The sequence below is a fragment of the Sphingomonas lycopersici genome (assembly GCF_026130605.1).
Classification (GTDB): domain Bacteria; phylum Pseudomonadota; class Alphaproteobacteria; order Sphingomonadales; family Sphingomonadaceae; genus Sphingomonas; species Sphingomonas lycopersici.
This window is the reverse complement of the sequence record NZ_JANFAU010000001.1, coordinates 433,119-455,130: the sequence shown is the minus strand read 5'-3', so window position 1 is coordinate 455,130 and position 22,012 is coordinate 433,119. Positions and strand designations below refer to the sequence as shown.

The 22,012-nt window shown below is 67.8% G+C and carries 18 protein-coding genes; 13 read left to right on the top strand and 5 right to left on the bottom strand.

What is annotated here, in order from left to right; translation table 11 throughout:
- The first annotated feature begins 85 nt into the window (after positions 1–85).
- Together soxR and ppk2 are read left to right on the top strand one after the other, a co-directional pair.
- Complete coding sequence (soxR, locus tag NED98_RS01900; RefSeq protein ID WP_265311684.1) at positions 86–544, top strand: redox-sensitive transcriptional activator SoxR; 459 nt, start codon at positions 86–88, stop codon at positions 542–544.
- A 169-nt stretch (positions 545–713) separates the two neighbouring features.
- Entirely contained in the window at positions 714–1,637 is a 924-nt protein-coding gene (gene ppk2, locus NED98_RS01895; protein WP_265311683.1) for a polyphosphate kinase 2, read from the top strand.
- Between the two features lie 3 nt (positions 1,638–1,640).
- Here ppk2 and NED98_RS01890 read toward each other — a convergent pair whose 3' ends face one another.
- Together NED98_RS01890 and NED98_RS01885 are read right to left on the bottom strand one after the other, a co-directional pair.
- On the bottom strand, positions 1,641–2,660 hold the full coding sequence (locus tag NED98_RS01890) for a CorA family divalent cation transporter (protein WP_265311682.1): 1,020 nt from the start codon (positions 2,658–2,660) through the stop codon (positions 1,641–1,643).
- A gap of 3 nt (positions 2,661–2,663) precedes the next feature.
- Complete coding sequence (locus NED98_RS01885) at positions 2,664–4,268, bottom strand: inorganic phosphate transporter (protein ID WP_265311681.1); 1,605 nt, start codon at positions 4,266–4,268, stop codon at positions 2,664–2,666.
- A gap of 218 nt (positions 4,269–4,486) precedes the next feature.
- On the opposite strand from NED98_RS01885, the gene NED98_RS01880 reads away from it, so the two are divergent.
- The 6 genes from NED98_RS01880 (at position 4,487) to mdoH (ending at position 12,990) form a co-directional block, all read left to right on the top strand.
- Positions 4,487–4,999 carry an RNA polymerase sigma factor gene (locus NED98_RS01880; protein WP_265311680.1) on the top strand — a complete coding sequence of 171 codons (513 nt, stop codon included), beginning with the start codon at positions 4,487–4,489 and terminating at the stop codon, positions 4,997–4,999.
- Positions 5,000–5,029: 30 nt separating this feature from the next.
- Complete coding sequence (locus tag NED98_RS01875) at positions 5,030–5,989, top strand: FecR family protein (RefSeq protein WP_265311679.1); 960 nt, start codon at positions 5,030–5,032, stop codon at positions 5,987–5,989.
- Positions 5,986–8,376, top strand: coding sequence for a TonB-dependent receptor (locus tag NED98_RS01870; protein ID WP_265311678.1), 2,391 nt, complete (start codon positions 5,986–5,988; stop codon positions 8,374–8,376). Before NED98_RS01875 ends, NED98_RS01870 begins: the two co-directional genes overlap by 4 nt.
- A gap of 61 nt (positions 8,377–8,437) precedes the next feature.
- The gene (locus tag NED98_RS01865) at positions 8,438–9,616 is read left to right on the top strand and encodes a KpsE/RkpR family capsule polysaccharide export protein (protein ID WP_265311677.1); all 1,179 of its coding nucleotides are present in this window, start codon (positions 8,438–8,440) and stop codon (positions 9,614–9,616) included.
- Positions 9,613–10,725, top strand: coding sequence for a polysaccharide biosynthesis/export family protein (locus NED98_RS01860; protein WP_265311676.1), 1,113 nt, complete (start codon positions 9,613–9,615; stop codon positions 10,723–10,725). The genes NED98_RS01865 and NED98_RS01860 overlap by 4 nt, the downstream gene beginning before the upstream one ends.
- Entirely contained in the window at positions 10,726–12,990 is a 2,265-nt protein-coding gene (gene mdoH, locus NED98_RS01855; RefSeq protein WP_265311675.1) for a glucans biosynthesis glucosyltransferase MdoH, read from the top strand.
- A gap of 7 nt (positions 12,991–12,997) precedes the next feature.
- Here the strand turns inward: mdoH and NED98_RS01850 are convergent, their stop codons facing one another.
- Positions 12,998–14,155 (bottom strand): serine hydrolase domain-containing protein, encoded by a 1,158-nt coding sequence (locus NED98_RS01850; protein ID WP_265311674.1) that lies wholly within the window; start codon positions 14,153–14,155, stop codon positions 12,998–13,000.
- Between the two features lie 77 nt (positions 14,156–14,232).
- On the opposite strand from NED98_RS01850, the gene NED98_RS01845 reads away from it, so the two are divergent.
- The 3 genes from NED98_RS01845 to NED98_RS01835 all read left to right on the top strand — a co-directional run bounded on the left by NED98_RS01845 (position 14,233) and on the right by NED98_RS01835 (position 16,596).
- The gene (locus NED98_RS01845) at positions 14,233–14,718 is read left to right on the top strand and encodes a MarR family winged helix-turn-helix transcriptional regulator (protein ID WP_265311673.1); all 486 of its coding nucleotides are present in this window, start codon (positions 14,233–14,235) and stop codon (positions 14,716–14,718) included.
- Between the two features lie 106 nt (positions 14,719–14,824).
- Positions 14,825–15,340 (top strand): helix-turn-helix domain-containing protein, encoded by a 516-nt coding sequence (locus NED98_RS01840; protein ID WP_265311672.1) that lies wholly within the window; start codon positions 14,825–14,827, stop codon positions 15,338–15,340.
- Positions 15,341–15,420: 80 nt separating this feature from the next.
- A complete protein-coding gene (locus NED98_RS01835) occupies positions 15,421–16,596 on the top strand; it encodes an MFS transporter (RefSeq protein WP_265311671.1) in 1,176 nt (391 codons plus the stop codon).
- On the opposite strand, the gene NED98_RS01830 is transcribed toward NED98_RS01835, so the two are convergent.
- Positions 16,578–17,468 (bottom strand): SDR family oxidoreductase, encoded by an 891-nt coding sequence (locus NED98_RS01830; RefSeq protein WP_265311670.1) that lies wholly within the window; start codon positions 17,466–17,468, stop codon positions 16,578–16,580. The genes NED98_RS01835 and NED98_RS01830 overlap by 19 nt on opposite strands.
- Before the next feature lie 107 nt (positions 17,469–17,575).
- Between NED98_RS01830 and NED98_RS01825 the strand changes: the two genes are divergently transcribed.
- A complete protein-coding gene (locus tag NED98_RS01825; RefSeq protein ID WP_265311669.1) occupies positions 17,576–18,481 on the top strand; it encodes an AraC family transcriptional regulator in 906 nt (301 codons plus the stop codon).
- Between the two features lie 257 nt (positions 18,482–18,738).
- Positions 18,739–19,014, top strand: a complete 276-nt coding sequence (locus NED98_RS01820) for a hypothetical protein (RefSeq protein WP_265311668.1) — start codon at positions 18,739–18,741, stop codon at positions 19,012–19,014.
- 91 nt (positions 19,015–19,105) lie between these two features.
- On the opposite strand, the gene NED98_RS01815 is transcribed toward NED98_RS01820, so the two are convergent.
- On the bottom strand, positions 19,106–21,916 hold the full coding sequence (locus tag NED98_RS01815; protein WP_265311667.1) for a TonB-dependent receptor: 2,811 nt from the start codon (positions 21,914–21,916) through the stop codon (positions 19,106–19,108).
- Positions 21,917–22,012 lie beyond the last annotated feature (96 nt).

Genomic DNA, 22,012 nt, shown 5'->3' with positions numbered 1-22,012 from the left:
GGGAGAGCGGGGCAAAGCTGCTTCCTTGTGCAAGAGGAAGCGGCGCTATAGAACCTCAAGCTAGATTGAGGAAAAGGTTCAAAAAATGAAACCTAGCGTTTCCAATCGTGTGACTCCGTCGCTATCGGTGGGGGAAATCGCCGCGCGTGCCGGCGTCGCGGTCTCGACGCTGCATTTCTACGAAGCCAAGGGATTGCTGTGGAGCGTGCGCAGCGCGGGCAACCAGCGCCGCTACGGGCGCGGTGTGCTACGGACGATCGCGATCATCCGGGTGGCGCAGCGCGCGGGGATTCCGCTGGCGACGATTGCCGAGCGCCTGGCGGCATTGCCGCGCGGCGAAGCGCCGACGCGCGACGATTGGGAGCGATTGTCGACCGAATGGCGCGCCGACCTCGACGATCGCATCGCGCGGCTCAGCCGGCTCCGCGATCAGATGACCTCATGCATCGGTTGCGGCTGCCTCTCGACCACCGAGTGCCCGTTGCGCAATCCCGAGGACAAATTGGCCGAGACCGGCCCTGGCCCCCGGCTGCTCGATCCCTGACGCCGTCAAATATCTGTCATCACTGCCGATTATGACCGGGACTTCGGGGATGCGGGCCGGCGGCGTACCCCACCCGCGCCGCCGGCCCGCCGCTCCGGGAGCGCGGCCGTGCACCCCTCCCCGGTCCGGCCGCGCTCCTTTTCGCGACGGGAAGAACGGGAAGCGCGCCATGACCTCATCCGCCGACCAGCCGACCTTCGAAATGGACCGCATCAAGCGCGAGATCGCCGACAGCTTCGACGAGGAGCTGGAAATGGAGATCGACGAAAGCCGGCTCGAAACCATGTTCCGCGATCTTTCCGATCATCCCGAGCATGAGCAGCTCGACCGCCGCGTCTATTTCCGCGAGCTGTTCCGCCTCCAGCACGAACTGGTCCGGCTGCAGGATTGGGTCCAGCACAAGGGGCTCAAGGTGCTGGCGATCTTCGAGGGACGCGATTCGGCCGGGAAGGGCGGCGCGATCAAGCGGATCACCCAGCGGCTCAACCCGCGGGTGTGCCGCGTCGTGGCGCTCCCCGCGCCCAACGAGCGCGAGCGCACCCAATGGTATTTCCAGCGCTACGTGCCGCACCTGCCCGCCGCGGGGGAGATCGTGCTGTTCGACCGCAGCTGGTACAATCGCGCCGGGGTCGAGCGGGTGATGGGCTTCTGCAGCGAGGACGAGGTGGAGGAATTCTTCCGCTCCGCCCCCGAATTCGAGCGGATGCTGGTCCGCTCGGGGATCATCCTGCTCAAATATTGGTTCTCGATCACCGACGACGAGCAGCAGTTCCGCTTCAACGTGCGGATCCACGATCCGCTCAAACAGTGGAAATTGTCGCCGATGGACGTCGAATCGCGCCGCCGCTGGGAGGATTATACCCGCGCCAAGGAGCTGATGCTCGAACGCACGCATATCCCCGAGGCGCCGTGGTGGGTGGTCGAGGCGGTCGACAAGAAGCGCGCGCGGCTCAACTGCATCTCGCACCTGCTGGCGCAGATTCCCTATGAGGACGTGCCCAAGGCGTCGGTGGTGCTGCCCGATCGGGTGCGGCACAGCGACTATACCCGGCACCCGATCCCGCGGGACATGTACGTGCCCGAAGTCTATTGAGCGCTACCGGCGCATGAAGCCGAGGTAGCGCAGCAGCATATAGGTGGCGAGCGCGGCGCCCGCGGCGAGCATCGTCGCGAAGAAGGTGCCCGACAGCCCGGTCTGCAACGGCATCCCGCCGGTGTTCATCCCGAACAGCCCGGTGACGAAGGTCGCCGGCAGCATCAGCGCGGTCATGATCGACAGGATGTAGAGATTCTGGTTGGTCCGCTGCGCCTCGCGGATATCGAGCTCCTCGCGCAGCAGCCGCAATTGCGCGATCACCCCCAGGATATCGCCGTCGAGCGACTGCAACCGCTGCGACAGTTTCTCGACCGTCGGGCGCAGCGGCTCGGGCAGTTCCTCATCCTCCTCGAGCCGCTTGAACACGTCCCACATCCCGCCGAGCAGGCGGTGGATCTGCGCGAGGCGGCGGCGGATTCCGATCAGGTCGCGGCTGGTCGGCGGCCGGCGGTCGTCGAGCAACGCGTCCTCGGCCTGCTCCATGTCGCTGCCGAGCGTGCGGCCGATCCGGCCGATGCTCTCGGCGATCGCGCCGACCACCAGATCGAGCACCGCGGCGGACGAGGCGAGATGCAGCCCGCGCGCGATGCGCTGCCGCGCGATGTCGAGCGAGCGCAGCGGGCGGGGGCGGGTGGTGACGATGAGGTCGCCGGCCAGCGCGATGCGCAGCGCGCCGATCCGGCCGCTATCCTCCTTGTCGAAATCCTGCTCGAAATCCTGCAGCACGCAGCCGACCACGCCGCCCTCGATCACCGCGCTCTGATAGGTGTCGCGGCTGAGCAGCATGTCGCGGATCGCCGGGGGCAGCGGCGCCTGTTCGATCCAGTGGCGTGTCCCGTTGTCCGACAGGCTGAGGTGGAGCCAGCGCAGCCCGCCGGTGTGCGGGGCGTCGCAGCGCGCGACCTCGACCGGGCCGTGGGGGGTGAAATCATAGCCCCAGATCAGGCCCGGGCGGACCCCGGACGGCAGCATCGAATCGAGGGCGGGCGCGGCAACGTCTTCATTCGCCGGCCCGTCCATCGATCAGATCAGGGCGGAGAATATCATATAGAGCGCGCCGGCGAGGACGATTGACACCGGCAGCGTCAGCACCCAGGCCATCACGAGATTGCGGATCGTGCTCATCTGCAGCCCCGAGCGGTTGGCCGCCATCGTCCCCGCGACGCCCGAGGACAGCACATGCGTGGTGGAGACCGGCAGCCCCAATTGGTCGGCGGCGAAGATCGTCCCCATCGCGACCAGCTCGGCCGAGGCGCCCTGCGCATAAGTGAGATGCGACTTGCCGATCTTCTCGCCGACGGTGACGACGATCCGTTTCCAGCCGACCATCGTGCCGAGTCCGAGCGCGATCGCCACCGCGACCTTCACCCAGGTGGGGATGAAGCGCGTTCCCGCGTCGAGCGACGCCTTATAGGTGCCGATCGCGGCCTTTTCGCCGTCGCTGAGGCCGGCGGCCTTTTCCTTGCCGAGCCGCTTCAGCCCTTCCGAGGCGAGATACATATCGTTGCGGACGTTCTCCACCGCGGCGGCGGGAACCTTGGCGAGCGAGCCGTAGCCGGCGACCTGGCGGTCGATATCGCGGACCAGCACCGCCATCGCGGGCTTGGTCGTGGGCTGATAATTCTTGTCGGCGATATAGGCGGTGACTGCCTTGCGCGCGTCGACCACGCTGAGCGCGTTGCCCGGCGCATCGTGCAGCGCGGCGCTCGCTCTTTGCGCATTGGCGTGGAATTCGGCGGCGTATCGCGCCGGCACCGCGCGGTTGAGCGCATAAGCGGTCGGCACGGTGCCGATCAGGATCAGCATGATCAGCCCCATGCCCTTCTGCCCGTCGTTCGAGCCGTGCGCGAAGCTCACCCCGGTGCAGGTGAAGATCAGGAGCGCGCGGATCCACAAGGGCGGGGGCAGCCCATCCTTGGGCTCCTGATAGAGCGCCTTGTTGCGGATCAGCAGCTTGGCCGCGAGGAACAGCAGGGCGGCGAGCCCGAACCCGATCAGTGGCGAGAAGAGCAGCGCCTGGCCGATCTCCGCCGCCTTCGACCAGTCGACCCCGGCGGTGCCGCTCTTGCCGTGCATGATCGCATTGGCGACGCCGACCCCGATGATCGACCCGATCAAGGTGTGCGAACTGGAGGAGGGGATGCCGAGCCACCAGGTCGCGAGGTTCCAGATGATCGCGGCGATGAGCAAGGCGAAGACCATCGCGAAGCCTGCGGTGGATCCGACCTGGAGGATCAGCTCGACCGGGAGCAGCGAGACGATGCTGAACGCGACCACCCCGGTCGACAGCAGCACGCCGAGGAAATTGAAGAACCCCGACCACACCACCGCGACATGCGCGGGCATCGCATTGGTATAGATGACCGTCGCGACGGCATTGGCGGTATCGTGAAAGCCGTTTACGAATTCGAAGCCCAAGGCGATCATCAGCGCGATGAAGAGCAGGATGAAGGGCAGGATCGCCAGCGTCTGCACCCCGGCCGCGCTCGCGTCGAGATAGATGCTGTAGCCGACATAGCCGATCGCCGCCGCGACGATCGCGGCGAAACCGACGCGCCCGGCGCGGCCGAGCCCCTGATCGAGATCGGGCCGGAGAGGTTGCTCATGCGTTGCGAGAGTCGCGCTCATCACCGCTGCTCCAACTAATTCGCCGTCCCAGCTAGGCGTGGGGCATGACAATGATGTGACGGTGCGTGCATTTCGCGCGGGCGCGGATTGGCCTTCTGTCCCAGGCTGATACGGTGCGCGCCGCTTGCGGGCCACCGCGAGGATGCCTATGCGACGAGCCTCGCGAACACTATCCACCCCGCTTCTCAGGCCATCAACGAGCACGCAGGACTGACAGGATGGCGACGGGCCTCGAAGGTGTCTTCCTCCAGCATCGCGCGCAATTGCTCCGCTTTCTCCAGAGCCACGGCGCCGGCGAAGCGGCGGAGGATCTGCTGCAGGAAGTGTGGCTGCGCGCGGCGCGCGCGCAGGCGGGGCCGATCGCGCAGCCGCTGGCCTATCTGTATCGCGTCGCCAACAATCTGATGCTCGATCGCCACCGGTCGCAGCGGCAGGCGGCGATCCGCGAGCGCGACTGGAGCGATGCCACCGGCGCGACCGCGCCCGGCCGCTCGGACGAGCCGGCGGGGGAGCGCGTGCTGATCGCGCGCGAGACGCTGACGCAGGTGCAGGCGACGCTCGCCGCGCTTGGCCCGCGCGTCGAGCAGACCTTCCGCCGCCACCGGCTCGACGGGGTGCCGCAGCGACAGATCGCGGAGGAACTGGGGGTGAGCATCAGCACCGTCGAAAGCGACCTGCGCAAGGCGACGAGCGCGCTGGTGAAGCTCAGGAGCACATGGGATGAGGGTTGAGGCGATAGTCTCCGTCTTAGGGGCGGAAACATGACGAACCCGATTGAACCCGATCCGATGACGGACGAAGCGATTGCCTGGGCAGTGCGCGTCGGCGACCCTGCGTTCGACGACTGGGAAGGGTTCGAACGCTGGCTGTCGGCCGATCCGGCGCATGCCGCGGCCTATCATGCGGCGAGCGCGGCGGAGGCCGAGATGGTCGCGCTGCTCGCCGCCGAGCCGAAGGCCCGCCCGTTGCCCGATCCGGCCCCGGCGCCGGTTGCGCGCCCGGCGTGGCGTCGCTGGACGATCCCCGCCGCGGCGGCGCTGGCGGCGGCGGTGGTCGGCACCGTCGCGGTCGAGCGGCAGATGCGGCCGTCGGCGCCGCTGGTGTACGAAACCGCGGCGGGCGCGCATCGCACGGTCGCGCTGGCGGACGGCAGCAGCGCGATCCTCAACGGCGCCACCCGGCTCGAAGCGAGCGGCGACGATGCGCGCAGCCTCACCCTGGTCCACGGTCAGGCGACCTTCACCGTCCGACACGACGAGGCGCATCCGTTTCGCGTCGCGGTCGGCGGGGCGAGCGTGGTCGATGTCGGCACGCGCTTCGATATCGTGCGCGACGCGCGCGAAACGCGGATCGCGGTATCGGAGGGCGCGGTCGACTGGCAGCGCGACGGCAATTCGGTCCGCCTGAACGCCGGGCGGTCGCTGCGCGTCGCCGACGGATCGTCGCAGGTCGAGCTGGCGGATGTCGCGCCCGATACGGTCGGCGGCTGGGCGCAGGGGCAGCTTTCGTTCGACGGCGTGTCGCTCGCCGAGGCGGCGGCGGACCTGTCGCGGACCCTGGGCACCGCGGTCGCGGTCGACGCCGCGCTGGCGCATCGGCCGGTGCGCGCGACGGTGCGGCTCGACGGTGGCGCGGCGCGGGTCATGCCGCGCTTCGCCGCGCTGACCGGGTTGCGCGCGATCCGCGACGGCGCGGGCTGGAGGCTTGCCGCATCGCCGTGATCCGTCGCGTCGCGCCCTTGCTGTTGCTCGCGCTCGTCCCCGCGTCCCCGGCGCTGGCGGGGCAAGGCTATCCGCTCGACCTTCCCGCCGGGCGGCTGGGTGAGGTGCTGGGCGTGCTCGGGCGGCAGGCGAAGGTCAGCGTCAGCGTCGATGACGCGAGCATCTGGCAGCGCCGCGTCCGCGCGGTGAAGGGCGTCTATTCGGTGCCCGAAGCGGTGCGGCACATGCTGGGGGACAAGGTGGAAGCGGTGGCGATCGAGCCCGGCGTCTGGCGCATCCGTCCGGCGCGCGCCAGACCAGCGCCGCGGCCGAGGCCACGCCCAGCGCCGCCGCCCGTCGACCAGCCCGGCGAGGGCGATACGGTCGTCGTCGTCGCCTCCAAGCGCGACATGCGGCTCGGCGATTATGCCGGCAGCGTGTCGGTGGTCGAGGGCAGTGATATCAATTTCGGCGGGGTGGGGGGCACCGATGCGGTGCTTTCCCGGCTGGCCAGCATTTCGTCGACCTATCTCGGCGACGGGCGCAACAAATTGTTCATCCGCGGGATCGCGGATTCGAGCTTCACCGGCCCGACCCAGGCGACGGTCGGCCAGTATTTCGGCGACATCCGGCTGACCTACAATGCGCCCGATCCCGATCTCAAACTCTACGACGTGCAATCGGTGGAGGTGCTGGAGGGGCCGCAGGGCACGCTCTACGGCGCGGGGTCGCTCGGCGGGATCATCCGCATCGTTCCTAACGAGCCCGCATTCGGCGCGACCTCGGGGTCGGTCGCCGCGGGGGTTTCGGCGACCCAGCACGGCGCGCCGAGCGGCGATATCGCGGGGACGCTCAACCTTCCCGTGCTCGGCGATCGCGCCGCGCTGCGCCTCGTCGGCTATGGCATCAGCGACGGCGGCTATATCGATAATCCGCTGCGCCGGCGCGAGGACATCAACCGCACCACCACCGCCGGCGGGCGCGGCGTGCTGCGCGTCGATCTCGGCGGCGGCTGGCGCGCGGAACTCGGCGGGGTCTATCAGCGCACCGAGGGCGACGACAGCCAATATACCGATGCCGGCGCGCCGCGGCTGGTGCGCAACAGCGCGGTCGCCGAGGGGTTCGACGCGAGCTATGCGATGGGCGAATTCATCCTGTCGCGCGATTTCGGCGAAGTACGCTTCCGCTCGACCACCGCGGGGATCGCGCAGACGCTCGACGAGCGTTACGACGCGACCCCGCCGGGGGGCGCCGCGACGGTTTTCCGCCAGCATAATCATACCGAGCTGATCAGCAACGAGACGCGGCTGTGGCAGCCGCTGGACGACCGGTTCGGCTGGCTGATCGGGGCGAGCTATGTCCATAACCGCACGTTGCTGACGCGGTCGCTCGGCGCGCCCGACCGGCTCGAGCCGGTGACCGGGGTGGAGAATCGCGTCAGCGAATTCACCTTCTACGGCGAGGCGAGCTATCGCCCGGTGCCGTGGCTGATCGCCACCGCGGGCGCGCGGGTGTCGCGCGCCATGCTGTCGGGCGAGGCGCACGACCCGGTCCCCGTCTTCAATGCGGTGGATCTTCTGGCGCGTGCCGCGATCGTCGCGGATCATGACGAGACCAAGATGCTGCCGTCCTTCTCGCTGCTCGCCAAGGCGACGGCGAAACTGTCTTTCTATGCCCGCTATCAGCAGGGGATGCGCCCGGGCGGGCTGACGCTCGACGGCGATTTCGTCCGCCGCTTCGCGGGCGATCGGGTCGAGACGGTCGAGGGCGGGTTGCGCTACGGCGATCCGCGGCACGACGCATTCGATGTCTCGCTGGGCGTGTCGCATACCGACTGGCACGACATTCAGGCGGATTTTCTCGACAGCGCCGGGCTCCCCTCGACCGACAATATCGGCGACGGGCGGATCTGGTCGGTCGCGGCCTCGGCCGGCTGGCGCCCGGTCCGCGCGCTTCGGCTCGATGCCTCGTTCGCGTTCAACGACGGCAGGGTCACGCAGCCGAGCGTCGCCTATCGCGCCTTCCTCGCCGCGGCGGCCCCGCGGCCCGATATGGACGGGATCGATCGCATCCCCAATGTCGCACGCTTCACCGCGCGTGCCGGGTTCGACTGGCAGCATCCGCTGCGCGACGATCTGACGCTGCGCATCGCGGGCTGGGCGCGTTATATCGGGCCGTCGCGGATCGGGGTCGGCCCGGTGCTCGGCGGCGAACAGGGCGATTATGCCGATAGCGCGCTGACGATGCGCGTCGGGACGCCGCGGCTCGGATTGGTGCTGGGCGCGACCAACCTGTCGGACAGCATCGGCAATCGCTTCGCATTGGGCACGCCGTTCGTCACCGGGCGGTCGCAGATCACCCCGCTGCGCCCGCGCACCTTCCGGCTGGGGGTCGATTTTTCGTTCTGACGATCAAGGCGGCTTCGGATCGGCTCCGTCTTGAGGGCGGACGATCAGGAGAAACCGCCCCGTGAATTCCCAAGTCGACGTGAAACGGATGCGAGAAGAGCGCGCGCCCGCCGAGCGCGAGCCGCTGCCCTTTCCGAACCGACGCGCCAGCGCCGAGGCCGCGGCCGAGCCCGAGGCGCCCAAGGCGCCGTCGTGGCTCGCGCGGCTGCTGCGCCGGCCCCTGTTCATCGCGGTGGTGCTGGTGCCCAATATCCTGGCGCTGGTCTATTTCGGGCTGATCGCCACGCCGGTCTATACCTCCACCGCGACGCTGATCGTGCTCAACCCGAAGCAGAACGGGCCGAGCCTGTCGTCGCTCCTGTCGGGCGCGTCGGGCGACAGCTCCGAACAGGGCGGCTATATCCTGCGCGAATATTTCCGGTCGTGGGATGCGTTTCGCCGCGTCGAGAAATCGATGAAGCTCGCCGACAATTTCAGCCTCGCCGATCCGGTGAGCCGCTTCGGCGGGGTCGCGACGATGTTCCGGACGAGCGATCTTGCTTTGTGGCGCTATTTCCAGAAGCAGGTCGATGTCGATATCGAGCAGAAGAGCGGCATCGTCACCGTCAACGTCAATGCCTATGACCCCGGCTATGCCAACGGCCTCGCGCGGCAATTGCTCGCCCAGGCGATCGCGCATATGGACGCGATGAACGCGCAGCAGCAAGGCGATGTCGTGCGCAGCGCGGCGCAGCGCAAACAGGCGATCGAAGCCGCGCTCCAGCGCGATCTCGCCGCGCTCGCGCAATTCCGCAACCAGACGGGGACCTATGATCCCAAGCAGCTCTATCAATCCAACCTCGAGCTGATGAACAGCCTCGCGCTCAAGGCGGCCGAGCTCAAGTCGCAGCGCGACGCGATCGCGCGCGCGACCCCCAACAACCCGCAGGCGGACAATCTCGACACCGCGACGCAATCGGTGCGCGGCGATCTCGCGTCGACCGCGCGCAGCTTCCCGGAAATGGCGCGCAGCTCGTCGCGCTACGAAAAACTGCTGGTCAGCCGCGATACCAACATCACCTTGCTCGGGCAGGCCAATCAGGCGCTGCAGCAGGCGCAGGCGAGCGCCGAGCAGAACCGTTATTATCTCAACGTCATCAGCAACCCGTCCGAGCCGCGCACGCCGGAGAAGCCGTATCGGCTGGCGTGGATCGCGGGGACGTTGCTCGCCAGCCTCCTGCTGTGGGCCTTGCTGCGATGAGCGCGCCGTTCCGCACCGCGGGGCTCGCCGCGCTGTCGCTCAGCCTCGCCGCCTGCAGCACGCTCGCTGGCGGCGGGCCGTCGGCCCATACGATCCGCAAGACCCCCGAGGTCGAGATCGTCGCGGTCACCCCAGAGCAGGCCGCCGCGGCGCAGGCCGCCGCCGCTGCGGATCGCGAGCGTGCGCTGGCGGAGGCGCTCGGCCGCCTGAGCGCGGCGCCCGAGCGTGCGCCGTTCCGCTTCGCGCCGGGCGACGTGATCGACGTGACGATGTGGAGCTATGCCGCGCTCCCGGGCGGCGGTGCGCCGTTCGGCGGCGGGCCGGGGGCGACCCCGCTCGGCAGCTTCACCGTCGCCGACGACGGCGCGGTGCTGCTGCCTTATGCCGGGCGGCTGGCGCTGGCGGGCTATACGCTGGAACAGGCGCAGCACGCGATCGCGCAACGCTATGCCAGCCAGCGCGTGCTGCAAAAGCCGAGCGCGACGGTGCGGCTTGCCGCCTCGCCGCAGAACGACATCCTCGTGACCGGCGCGATCGGGCATCCCAGCCGCGTCGCGTGGAGCCCGGGCGGGCTGACGCTGGCGCAGGCGATCACCCAATCGCTCGGCGACGGCAATGCGACGCTCGGCGCGGGCGATCTTTCCGCGACGCGTGCTGCGGTGCGCGTCTCGGTGGTGCGCGGCGATGCCGCGCCGGTCGAGGTGCCGATCGCCGCGGCGTTCGAGCAGCGCATCGCGCTTCGGCCGGGCGACCGGGTGATCGTGCGCAAGGCGCCGATGGTCGAGGTGACCGTGCTCGGCAGCACGCGCAAGAACGGCGTGCTCGGCTTCGCGCGGCAACCGGTGCTGGCCGAGGCGGTGGCGGAGGCCAACGGGCTCGACAATAATCTCGCCAATGATCACGCGGTGTTCGTGCTGCGGCGGCGCGCGGCGGCGAAGCCGGTGCTGTACGAATTCGCATGGAAGCGTGGCGACGGGCTGATCGCGGCGGATCAATTCCCGCTCGAAACCGGCGATGTCGTCTATGTCGCGGAGGCGCCGATTGTCTCGATCCAGAAGGTCGTCGGGCTGCTGTTCCAGGTGACGCTCCCGGTGCAGGTGCTGCGCTAGATGAGCGCGCCGTTCGAACTCTATCTGCGCCATCTGTGCTTTCATGCGCAGCCCGACGGCGGCGTGGGGAATTGGGCGGAGCTGCGCCGCCGGCTCGACGACGACGGGACGCCGCCGCTCCAGCCGCCGCCGCGCCGCCGCCCGATCGCGACTCCGCAGCTCGATCTGTCGCTCAAGGGCAATTTGCGCAGCAAGCCCTTCGCGCGCGGCGAACAGCGCGGCTGGCAGCGCGTGGTCGAATATCGCCAGCGGGTCAGCCTCGCGCTGACGATCGCGACGACGGGGGCGATCCTCTATCTCTCCGCGATCATGCTGCGCGCGCAGCAGATGCCGGAAGCCGCCTTCTGGCTCTATCTGCTCGTCTACGGGACGATGACCTTCTTCCTGTGCGCGAACTTCTACAAGATGATGCTCGGCACCTGGTATATGCTGCGCGGGCCGAAGGGGAATCCGTGGCATCCGGCGCATCGCGCGCGCGATCCGCTGCCGACCGTGCGGGTCGCGATCGTCTATCCAGTCTATCACGAGGATGTCGACCGCGTCGCCGCCGGGATCGCCGCGACCTGGGAATCGATTGCGACCAAGCATCCCGGCTTCGCGCATCATTTCGACAATTACCTGCTCTCCGACAGCCGCGATCCGGCATATCGTATCGTCGAGGAGGAGGCGGTGCAGCGGCTGCGCGAGGCGCTGCCCGAGGGGCGGTTCTTCTATCGCTGGCGGCTCAGCAACGCCAATGCGAAAATGGGCAATATCAGTGATTTCTGCCGGCGCTGGGGCGGCGATTACGATTATATGCTGGTGATGGACGCCGATAGCGTGATGGACGGCGACGCGGTCGTCGATCTGTTGCGGATGATGGCCGGCAACGATCGCATCGGTATCCTCCAGACCAATCCCACTCCGATCCTGCGCACCAGCCTGTTCGGGCGGATGCAGCAATTCGGCGCGCGGCTCTACGGCTCGGTTTTCTCTTACGGGCTGCAGGCCATGTATATGGGGAATGCGAGCTATATCGGGCATAATGCGATGATCCGCATGGCCCCGTTCGTCCGCCACGCGATGCTCCCCACGCTTTCTGGCCCCAAGCCGTGGGGCGGCAAGCCGATGAGCCACGACATCATCGAATCCGCTTTGGTCGCGCGCGCCGGCTACGAAGTGTGGTTTCTCGCCGATACCAAGGGCAGCTATGAGGAGATGCCCGCCAATATCCTCGCCTTCATCATCCGCGAGCGGCGCTGGATGCAGGGCAATCTCCAGCATTTGCGCTTCGTCTTCCTGCGCGGGTTGCGCTCGATCCACCGCGAGACCTTCATCAACGGATCGATGGGCTATCTCTCCGCGCCCTTATGGGCGTCATTCCTGGTGATCTCGGTATTCGGAATGCTCAACTTCCTGCATTACGGGCTGCTCGGGCTCGGCAGCCTGAAGATGATCCAGATGCCGATGCTGATGCTGCTGATCTCCTCGCTCGTCTTCCTGTTCATGCCGCGGCTGATCGCGGTCGGCATCCATATCGCGCAGCATCGCGCGCGCCTGTTCGGCGGCAAGGACAAGCTCGTCCTGTCGGTGCTGCTGGAAACCTTGTTCTCCTTCTTCTTCTCGCCGCTGATCATGATCTGCATCACGCGCTTCCTGTGGATGTTCGTGAAGCGGCGGAGCATCGCCTGGGGGACGCAGGCGCGCGGTGACGAGCCGCTGACGATGGAGATGTGCGTGCGCCATTTCGGCTGGATCAGCGCGCTCGGCACGGCCTGCCTCGCGGCGATGATCTATTCGATCAGCCATGTGCCCTGGACCCAGACGATGCTGCTCTCGGCAATGTCGGGCGGGCTGGTCGAGCCGATCGACCTGCTGATCTGGTTCTCGCCGGTGCTGCTCGGCTTCACCTTCGCGATCTGGATCGCGGCGATCACCAGCCGGACGTTCGACGGGGTGGCGGCGCGGCGGCTGTTCGCGATCCCCGAGGAGATCGAGACCCCGCCGGTGGTGCGTGCGGTGCTGCATTGGGAGGCGCGCTTCCGCGGGCTGCTGCCCGACGTCACCGCCCCCGATACGGTGATCGCCGATGCGCTGCGCGATCCGCGCTTCTATGTCCTCCACCGCCGCGAGACGCGCGCGCGGCCGCAGGTCGCCGAGGCGTTGCTGGGCAAGATCGACGCGGTCGAAAAACTCAGCCGCGACGAGCTGATGGCCGCGCTGTCGGAGCGGCGCTGCTTCGACGAACTCCACGCCGCGGCGGTCGCGGGGCGCGAGCGGCGCTGATCACGCGCTATCCGGGCAACCCCATCGCCGCCGCGGCGATGGTCTTCATCGCGGCACGGCTCTCCTCGGTGGCGGACAGGTTCGACAGCAAGGCAATCCCCGTCCGGCGTGCGGGATCGACATAGGCCATCGTGAACACGCCCGGATCGCCACCCCAATGATTGGCGAGCGGCCTGTCGCCGAGCGCGGATTGTTGCCATGCGAGGCCTTGCCCGCTGAGCCACGCCGGGAGCCCGGCCGGGCGCTGCATGTCGAGCATCGCGGCGACTGACGGCGCGCTGACGATCCGTTGTTCCGCCGCCATGCCGCGATTGGCGGCGATCGCGACGAGCCGGGTCAGGTCGCCGATCGACGCCCGGATCATGCCGGCAGGCCAGTCCGGAAACCCCACCGGATCGGTCGCGGCGACCTTGCCGTCGACGACGTCATAGGGGGTGACGCGCAACGTCGCAGGCGTGTCCGCGATCGTCCACGCGATCCGGCGCAGCCCCATCGGCCGGAAGATATGCTCGTCGATCTCCCGGCGCAGATCGCGGCCGGCGATGCGAGAGCCGAGATGGCCGAGCAGGCCGTAGCCGATATTGCTATAGTCCCATGTGGTGCCCGGCGCGGATTTCAGGTTGCCGTTGCCGGCATAGCGCCCGCCTTTCGTCAGATAGGCCTTGAGCAGTTCCTCGAGCGGGAGGCGCGCGTCATGCCCGCGCTCGCGAAGGTCGATGTCGTAATAACGCGCGTCCGAAATGCCCGAGACGTGCATCAGCAGGTGACGGAAGGTGATCGCCGAAGCGCCCTTGCCGAGGATCGTGAAATCGAGATGGGGCGCAATGGCATCGTCGAGCGCGATGCGGCGCTGATCGACAAGGCGCATGAAGGCGAGCGCGATCACCGTCTTCGTCACCGAGGCGATATGGAACATGCTGTCCCGCGTGACGGGGCGGCGGTGCGCGACATCGGCGAGCCCGTAGACGCGCGTGGCGGTCACCCGGCCGTTCTGCGTGATGCCGAGCGCGAGCCCGGGGATCGAGGCTTTCGCCATTTGCGCGGCCACGAGGTCGTCGAGGCGGCTCGCCGCTAACGCCGGTCGCGCGAGCATCGCCGCTGCCGTCAGCGCGCCGCCGCCGATCAGCGCCCGGCGCCGGGAAAGCAGGAGACGATCGACGGTCATGCTGGCATTCTCCACCGATTCTTGAATATGTGTAGGCGCCTACATTAATTCGCGGCGGATGAGAACAGGAGAAGTGAATGAAGGAAGCGAATGACTATCCCGCGAAAATGGGCGGCGCCGCGCTCGGCGCCCGGCTGAGGCGGCTGAGCGCCGCGATCGATGCCGATGCGGCACGGGTCTATGCCGCGGCGGGCGTCGCATTCGAGCAGCGCTGGTTCGGCGTGGTCGATCAGCTTGCGCGAAACGGCCCGATGGCGGTCGGCGCGCTCGCCGATGCGCTGGGCATCAGCCACGCCTCGGTCAGCGAAACCCGCCGCTCGCTCGAGGCGGCCGGGCATATCCATGTCGTCACCGACGGCAGCGACGGCCGCCGCCGTGTTCTTGCCTTATCGCCGCAAGGCCAGGCGCTCGTCGATCGACTGGGTTCGCTCTGGCGCGCGTTCGACGATGCGGCGTCGGCGCTCGATCAGGAGGCCGGCGGCGTCACGGCCGCGCTCGATCGATTGGACGAGGCGCTCTCCCGCCGCTCGCTGCGCGAGCGGATCTACGACGCGATGACGTAATCTCCGCTGTGCCGGTGCCGACGACCGCATCGTTCCGCGCTTGGCGCCGAAGGATGAAACATCCTATGGTTGGACGGTGATTCACGACCTGCCCGTGGGAAGAGCCTTGCGCCGCTACCGGCGGCTGAACGGGGTGAAGCAAAGCCATGTCGCCGACCTGCTCGAGGTCACGCAGGCGACCGTCTCGCGCTGGGAAAGCGGCGCGCACGAGCCGGAGGCGGCGCATCGCGACCGGATCGTCGCGATGATCGCGGCGCGCGCCGACAATGACGGCGACGCCGCGCTCAGGCGGCTCATCGAAACCTCGACGCTCCCCGTCCATCTGGTGTGCGATACCACGCATCGCCTGCTTGCGGCGTCGCCGGCGCGCAAAGCGCAATGGGGCGGGGCAGGGGATGCGTTGCTGGGCCGATCGCTCTGGCGGTTCGCCAGCGCGGAGATCATCGCGGCGGAGGAAAGCCTCGCGCGCCGCGGCTGGTATGAGCGGCCCTTCCAGCGACTGCGCTTTTCGACCGGGCATAACGGCAGCGACGAGGTGCCGGTCCTGCCCAGCCTGATGCAATGGGAGACCGTGCCGCTGGCGGACGGGCTGATCGGCCGGATCACGACGACGCTCGCCTGAGCGCGTATCTTTTATTCGTGGCCCGCGCGCGGCATCGCCGCTAGCCGCGGCGCGTGACCCGACAATGGCCCTCTATCATCATGCTCTGGCTGATCGGCGTTCTCGCGGCGGCGCAATTCGCGCGGATGGCGGTCGTCGCGCCGCTGATGCGGACGACGCTGGGGCTCACGCTTTCGCAGGCCGGCTGGCTCATCTCGCTGCTCGAAGTGGGTGGAGCCTTGTTCGGCTTCGTCGCCGGCCTCGCGCTCGCTCGGGTCAGCGTTCATCGCTTCCTGCTGCTCGGGCTCGCCATTCTGGCGGGCACCGGCCTGGTCGAGGCAATCGCGACGGGCGCGACCACATTGTTCGTCGCGCGCGCGGCGGAGGGCATCGGTTATCTCTTCGTGGTGATCGCCGCGCCGACCGCGATCGCTGCGACCGCCAGCGACGCGATCCGCCCGCGCGCGCTGGCGCTGTGGAGCACGTTCGTTCCGGTCGGGATCGCGGCGGGGGCGGCGGTCAGCGGATTCCTTTTGACCGTGACCAGCATCCGGGGGACCGCGCTGGTCTGGGTTTCGCTCATCGTCGCGAGCGGCGTGCTGGTCGCGCGCTTCCGCATTGCCGACTCGGCGATCCACGCGATCAGATTGCCCGCGCCCGCCGCCTGGGCATCGACCTTCGGCTTCGGGCTCTACACGATCTTCATCAGCGCGCTGACGATGCTTTTGCCGAGCTTCCTGATCGAGCGGGCCGGGGCGACGATGAGCCAGTCCGCGCTGTCCGCCGCCTGCGCCTCGCTCGGCGTGCTGCCCGCCACCGGGGTCGCGATGCTGGTGATGCGGAACGACCGCATGAGCGCGCGCCGCAGCGCGACGATCGCCGCGGTCTCGCTGCTCGCGACGGTGCCGTTCGTTCTGGCGCTTTACCGGATCGACGGTCTCGCTCTCCTGACCCGCGCGGCGCTTGCGGTGCTTGCGGTGACGGTGAGCGGCCTCGTCCCGCCGATCGTCTTCGCCCGGCTGCCGCAACTGGCCGGCGCCACCATGCCGGACGACCCGCGGATCGCCACCGCCAACGGCCTGATCACGCAATTCGGCGCCGGCGGCGCGCTGATCGGGCCGCCGCTCGGCGGGCTGATCGTCGGCTGGTCGGGGTGGAGCGGGCTGGGCGTCGCCGCGAGCCTGTTGCTGATCGCGATGCTCGCGGCGTTCGTCCTCGCCGAGACGATCGGGGCGGGCGCGGCGCGCCTGCCGATCGGTTATGCCGCGCCGAAATAATCTTCGTTGCGCATATCCTCGAAGGTGGTCGGCCCGGTCGGGTGCCAGCCGAGTTCGGCGCGGGTGATCGCGCTCGACGAGGGATTGTCCATCTGCGCGAACATCGCGAACCAGCCGAAATAGTCCGCCGCTTCGTCGGGTGCGATCGCGCGCAGCGGCACCCCCAGTCCCTGCGCGATCACCTCCATCAGGTCGCGCATCGCCAATCCTTCCTCGGCCACCGCATGATAATTGCGCCCGGCGCGCCCTTTCTCGATCGCCAGCCGATAGACGCGCGCGGCATCGTCGCGATGGCACGCCGGCCAGCGGTTCGCGCCGTCGCCGACGTAGGCGGCATAGCCTTTGGCGCGCGCGATCTGGATCAGGATCGGGACGAAACCGTGATTGTGCGGGCCGTTGACCTGCGGCAGCCGTACGACCATCGCGCGGATGCCCTTGTCGAGCAGCTTGCGCGTCGCTTGTTCGGACACACGCGGCATATCCGCGGTGTCGGGGCGCACCATATCCTCGGTGGCGAGCTGGCCCTGCGCCACCATGCCGGTGCCCGATGTCGTCACGATCGGCTTGTCGGTCCCGGTCAGCGCCTCGCCCATTGCAGCGATCGCCGCCGCATCGACCCGGCCGTTCTCGGCGAAGGTGCTGAAATCGTGATTGAAGGCGAGATGCGCCACTGCATCGGCGCGTTCGGCGCCGCGGCGCAGGCTGTCCAGATCGGTCAGATCGCCGCGGAGCGGCTCGGCGCCCAGCGCGCGCACCGCCGCCGCGCTGGCATCGGATCGCGCGAGGCCGATCACCTCATGCCCCGCGGCCACCATGTCCTTCACCGCCGCCGATCCGACATAGCCGCTCGCCCCCGTTACGAAGATACGCATATGATGCTCCTGATTGCGCGAGGCCGGTCGGCCCCGCGCCGGAGATGGGAAATGGTATCCGGACGATCCATGCGCTATCGTCCACACTTTCTTGGAGATCGTCCGGAATGGACCCTTTGTCCGACGTCATTTCGCTGCTTGAGCCGCAAAGCTATCGCGTCGGCGGGTTCGATGTCGGTGGCGACTGGTCGATCCGTTTCGGCGCGCATGACGGGATCAAATGCTATGCGGTGACCGCGGGCGAGGCGTGGCTCGCGGTAGAGGGCGGGGGTGACCCCGTGTTCCTCAAAGCCGGCGATTGCTTCCTGCTGCCGCGCGGGTTGCCGTTCCGCGTCGCCAGCGACCTCGCCTTGCCGCCCGATGACTGGCGGCGCCATCTGCCGGGGCGCGGCGACGGCACGCTGGCGACGATCAACGGCGGCGGCGGGGCGACGATCATCGGCGGGCATTTCACGCTCGCCGGGCAACAGGCGGCGATGCTGCTCGGGATGCTGCCGCCGATCGTTCATCTGCAAAGCGAAACCGATCGCGCCACGCTGCGCTGGGCGTTCGAACGGATGCGGCAGGAACTGAGCGACCCGCGGCCGGGCAGTTTCCTGATCGTCCAGCAGCTTGCCTATATGATCCTCGTCCAGGCGCTGCGGCTTCACCTCGATACCGGCAAGGGGGTGGGGTGGCTGTTCGCGCTGGGCGATCGTCATATCGGGGCGGCGATCGCGGCGATCCACCGCGAGCCGGCGCGGCGCTGGACGGTGGCGATGCTGGCGGCCGAGGTCGGGATGTCGCGCTCCAGTTTCGCGGCGCGCTTCCGGCAATTGGTCGGCGACGGGCCGATCGACTATCTCACGCGGTGGCGGATGCTGCTCGCCGGGCGCAGCCTGTCGCGCGGCGAACGCGTTGGCGCGGTCGCGCGCGCGCTGGGGTATGAATCGGAGAGCGCGTTCAACACCGCCTTCAAGCGCGTGATGGGCGCAACGCCACGGCGGCATGCGGCGCGATCCGCGGCGGAATAAGGCGGCGCGTCGGGGAGTGTCACGATAGCGTCATTGGTCATCCAGGGGCCGCGTCATGACCGATCCGCATCGCCGCCGTTCGTTCCGCCGCTTCGTTTCCGGGCTCGCCGCCGCGCTGGGTGTAGCGTCCGGCCCGGCCGGCGCGGTGTCGCCGCAATCGATTTCGCCCGATGCCGCGCCGCCGGCGTGGATCGCCTATGCCGGGATCGTGTCGGAGGCGGTGCGCGCGCGGCTGATCGGCGACGACCCCCGCCGCGATGCGGCTGACCAACGATATCGCGCGATTGCCCGGCGCGAATCCCCAAGAGGGCATCACGCTCAAGGTCGCTTTCTGGATCGACGCCAACGGCCGTATCACGCGGATCGAGCACGCGCCTTTCGCGCAGCATCCGGCCAATGACGACCTCCAGACGCTGCTGGTCGGGCTGACCTTGGCGCAATCGCCGCCCGAGAAGATGCTGCTCCCGCTGCGGCTCGCGATCCGCATCAAGCCGAAACCGCGCACGATGCCCGCGTCGTCCGACAAAAATTAGCGGACGCCGCCGCCAGGCGTGGAATGTGGCGTGCGGCGTCCGCCGAAGCGACCCGGTCTCGGGGAGGGGAAAGCGACCGGGCCGACGGGGATCATTTGAAGGTGTAGCGCACCCCGACTGCGAAGGTCCGCGGGAGCAAGGTGGTGCCGAGATTATATTCGGTCGCATTGCCGACATTCTCGTAGCGATAATAATTCTGCTGCTTCGATTTGGTGAGGTTCACCGCGTCGAAGGTCACGCCGAGATCCTTGGTGACCGAATAGGTCAGCTGGAAATCCAGGCTCCGCTCGGCCTTGCGCCAGATGTCGATCGGATTGGCGAACAGCGCGGCTTCCTTGCTCTGGATGAAGCCCTTGCGCCAGATGTACGACAGCCGCGCGCCGATCGGGCCGTGATCATAAGCCAAGGTCGCATTGTACGAGACGTTCGATACCCCGAAGAAGGGCGCGGTGCTCTCGCCGACGATCTGCCCGGTGGCCGAATCCGCTTCGGGGATATTCTGATGCGAATCGAGCAGGGTGAGGCTGCCGACGAAGCCCAGCCCGTTGAGCGGCCCCGGCAGATAGGTCGGGAAATAGGTGAGCCCGAGCTCGACGCCCTTGAGCACGCCCTTCGACGCATTCACCGGGCTGTTGATGATGAAATAGTCGGTCGGGCCGGCGGTAATCCCGTTGTTCGGGATATAGCGCCGCGACGGCAGTGTCACGACCAGCCCGTCGACGTCGCGGATGAAGCCGGTGGCATAGATCGCGCTGCTGCGATCGAAATACCATTCGAGCGCGAGGTCGTAATTGCGCGAGACGGTCGGGCGCAGATTGGGGTTGCCCGCCGACCCGCTGCCGTTGCCGGTGCCGGTGAGATCGCCGGTCAGATTGTAATTGGGGTTGAGGTCGCTGAAGTTCGGGCGACGCAATGTCTCGCCGTAATTGAACCGCAGATGGAGCCGGTCGGTCAAATCGTAGCGCGCGGTGAAGCTCGGCAGGAACCGGTCCGAATGATTGGCCGATGCGGTCGGGGTGGGGTTTTCGGCATAGCGGTCGGTGAACGAGAAATGCGTCGAGACGGTGGTATAGCGCACCCCGGCCTCAAGCTTGAGCGGGCGGCCGAACACGGTCAGCTCGCCGTCGGCCATGATATAGGCCGACATGGTATTCTCATCGACCGCGAAGACGTGGGTGAGGAACAGATCGTTCGAGGTGGCGAGCCCGTATTGCGAGCGGATCGTATCCGCCTCGCCCCACAGGTTGCGGGTGTTGGCGGTGACCCAGCTCGTCGGGACGCTGGCGAGCCCGTCGAAGAAGCCGCTGTTGGTGAAGGCGCCCGACGCGCCGAGCGCGGTGAGCGGGATCGGCGCGCCGTTGCTCAGCGGAATGCCGGCATCCTGCGTGCGCACCCAGCTGTCGGCCTTGCGCGCATCGTAGCGGATCCCCGCCTTGATGCGGCGCAGGAAGCCGCTGTCCCAATTATAGTCGCCGTCGAGCGTGAAGGTCGCGGCGCTGCCGGTGTCGCGATTGGCGTTGTCGTACAATTCGCCGAGCGTCCATTGGCCCGGATCGGTGAGCACGCCGCTGTTGGCGAATTTGTACGACGGGATGCCGCCGCCGGCGTTGAAATCGACATCGACGTCGAGCCCGGGGCGATAGGTGCGCATCGCGAAGAAGGTCTGGCGGTTCTTGCTCGTCTGATAGGCGAGATCGGCGACGATCTTGCCGCGCCCGTCGCCCACGTCCCATTTGCCGTTCAAGGCATAGACGAAGCTGTCGGTGCGATTGGTCGCGTAATCGCCGCTGTTGAAGCCCGCGACATTGCCGACCTGGCGTGACTTGACGATATTGGTGCCCGGATAGAGCTGGATCGTCGATCCGGGATTGTTGCCGAGATTGCCCCACCAGTCGACGAAGCTGAACATCAGATCGTTGTAGGTCTTGCCGCGGAAGCCCGAATAATAGAATTCGGCGGTATAGACCGAGCTGCTGTTCGGCGCCCATTGCAGCGCGACATTGACCGACGGCCGCTCGCGTTCGCCGTACAGGTCGGTGCTGAACACCGCGTCGCGCGACAGATAATAAGGCACGTCGACGCCGTTGATATTGAGCGTCGAACCCGGCGCGGTGGGCAGGCCGGCATTGGTGCCGACCGGCCAACCGCCGAAGATCCGCTGCAGCGGGGTGAAGCCCGAGCCGGCGGGCGGGTTTTCGGTCGCGAACGGCACGAATGCGCCCGCGGTCACGCTCTGTGTGCGGTAGCGGCTCTTGTTGTAGCTGCCGTTGACGAGCAGGCCGATGTCGCCGATCCCGGTGGTCCAGCGATCGCTGATCAGCAATGCGGCGTTGGGGTCGATCTTGTCGGACTGTTCGTTATAGACGCCACGCGCCAGCGCCGAGATGGCGAAGCCGTTGAAATCGAACGGACGGCGCGTCTTGATGTCGACCTGGCCGGCGAGCCCGGTCTCGAGCTGGTCGGCGGCGCGGGTCTTGTAGATGTCGACCGACTTGATCAGGTTCGCCGAAACGTCCTGCAGCGCGAAGGACTGGCCCGCCGCGGTGAAGATGTTGCGCCCGTTCAGGGTCGTCACGGGATCGGGCAGCCCGCGGATCGAGATCGTCCCCGCCTCGCCATTGCCGCGATCGGTCACCTGGACACCGGTGACGCGCTGCAGCGCCTCGACGACATTGTTGTCGGGCAGCTTGCCGACGTCTTCGGCGACGATCGAATCGACGATCTGGGTCGACTGCTTGCGGACATTGAGCGCGCCGACAATCGAGGCGCGCACCCCGGTGACGACGATATCGTCGCCGGCCGTCGTATCGGTGTCCGCCGCGGCGGTCTGCGCCAGCGCCGGGCCCGCCAGCAGCAGCGAGAGCAGGGAAACCGACCCGAGGATAATGGGCTTGCGATTCATGGAGACCTCCCCAGAGAATGCCGTTCGTTCGCGGCTATTAGTCCGACAAATTGGAATCGCGCATTGGCACCGCGGACGAGGGAGGTCAAGCGACTC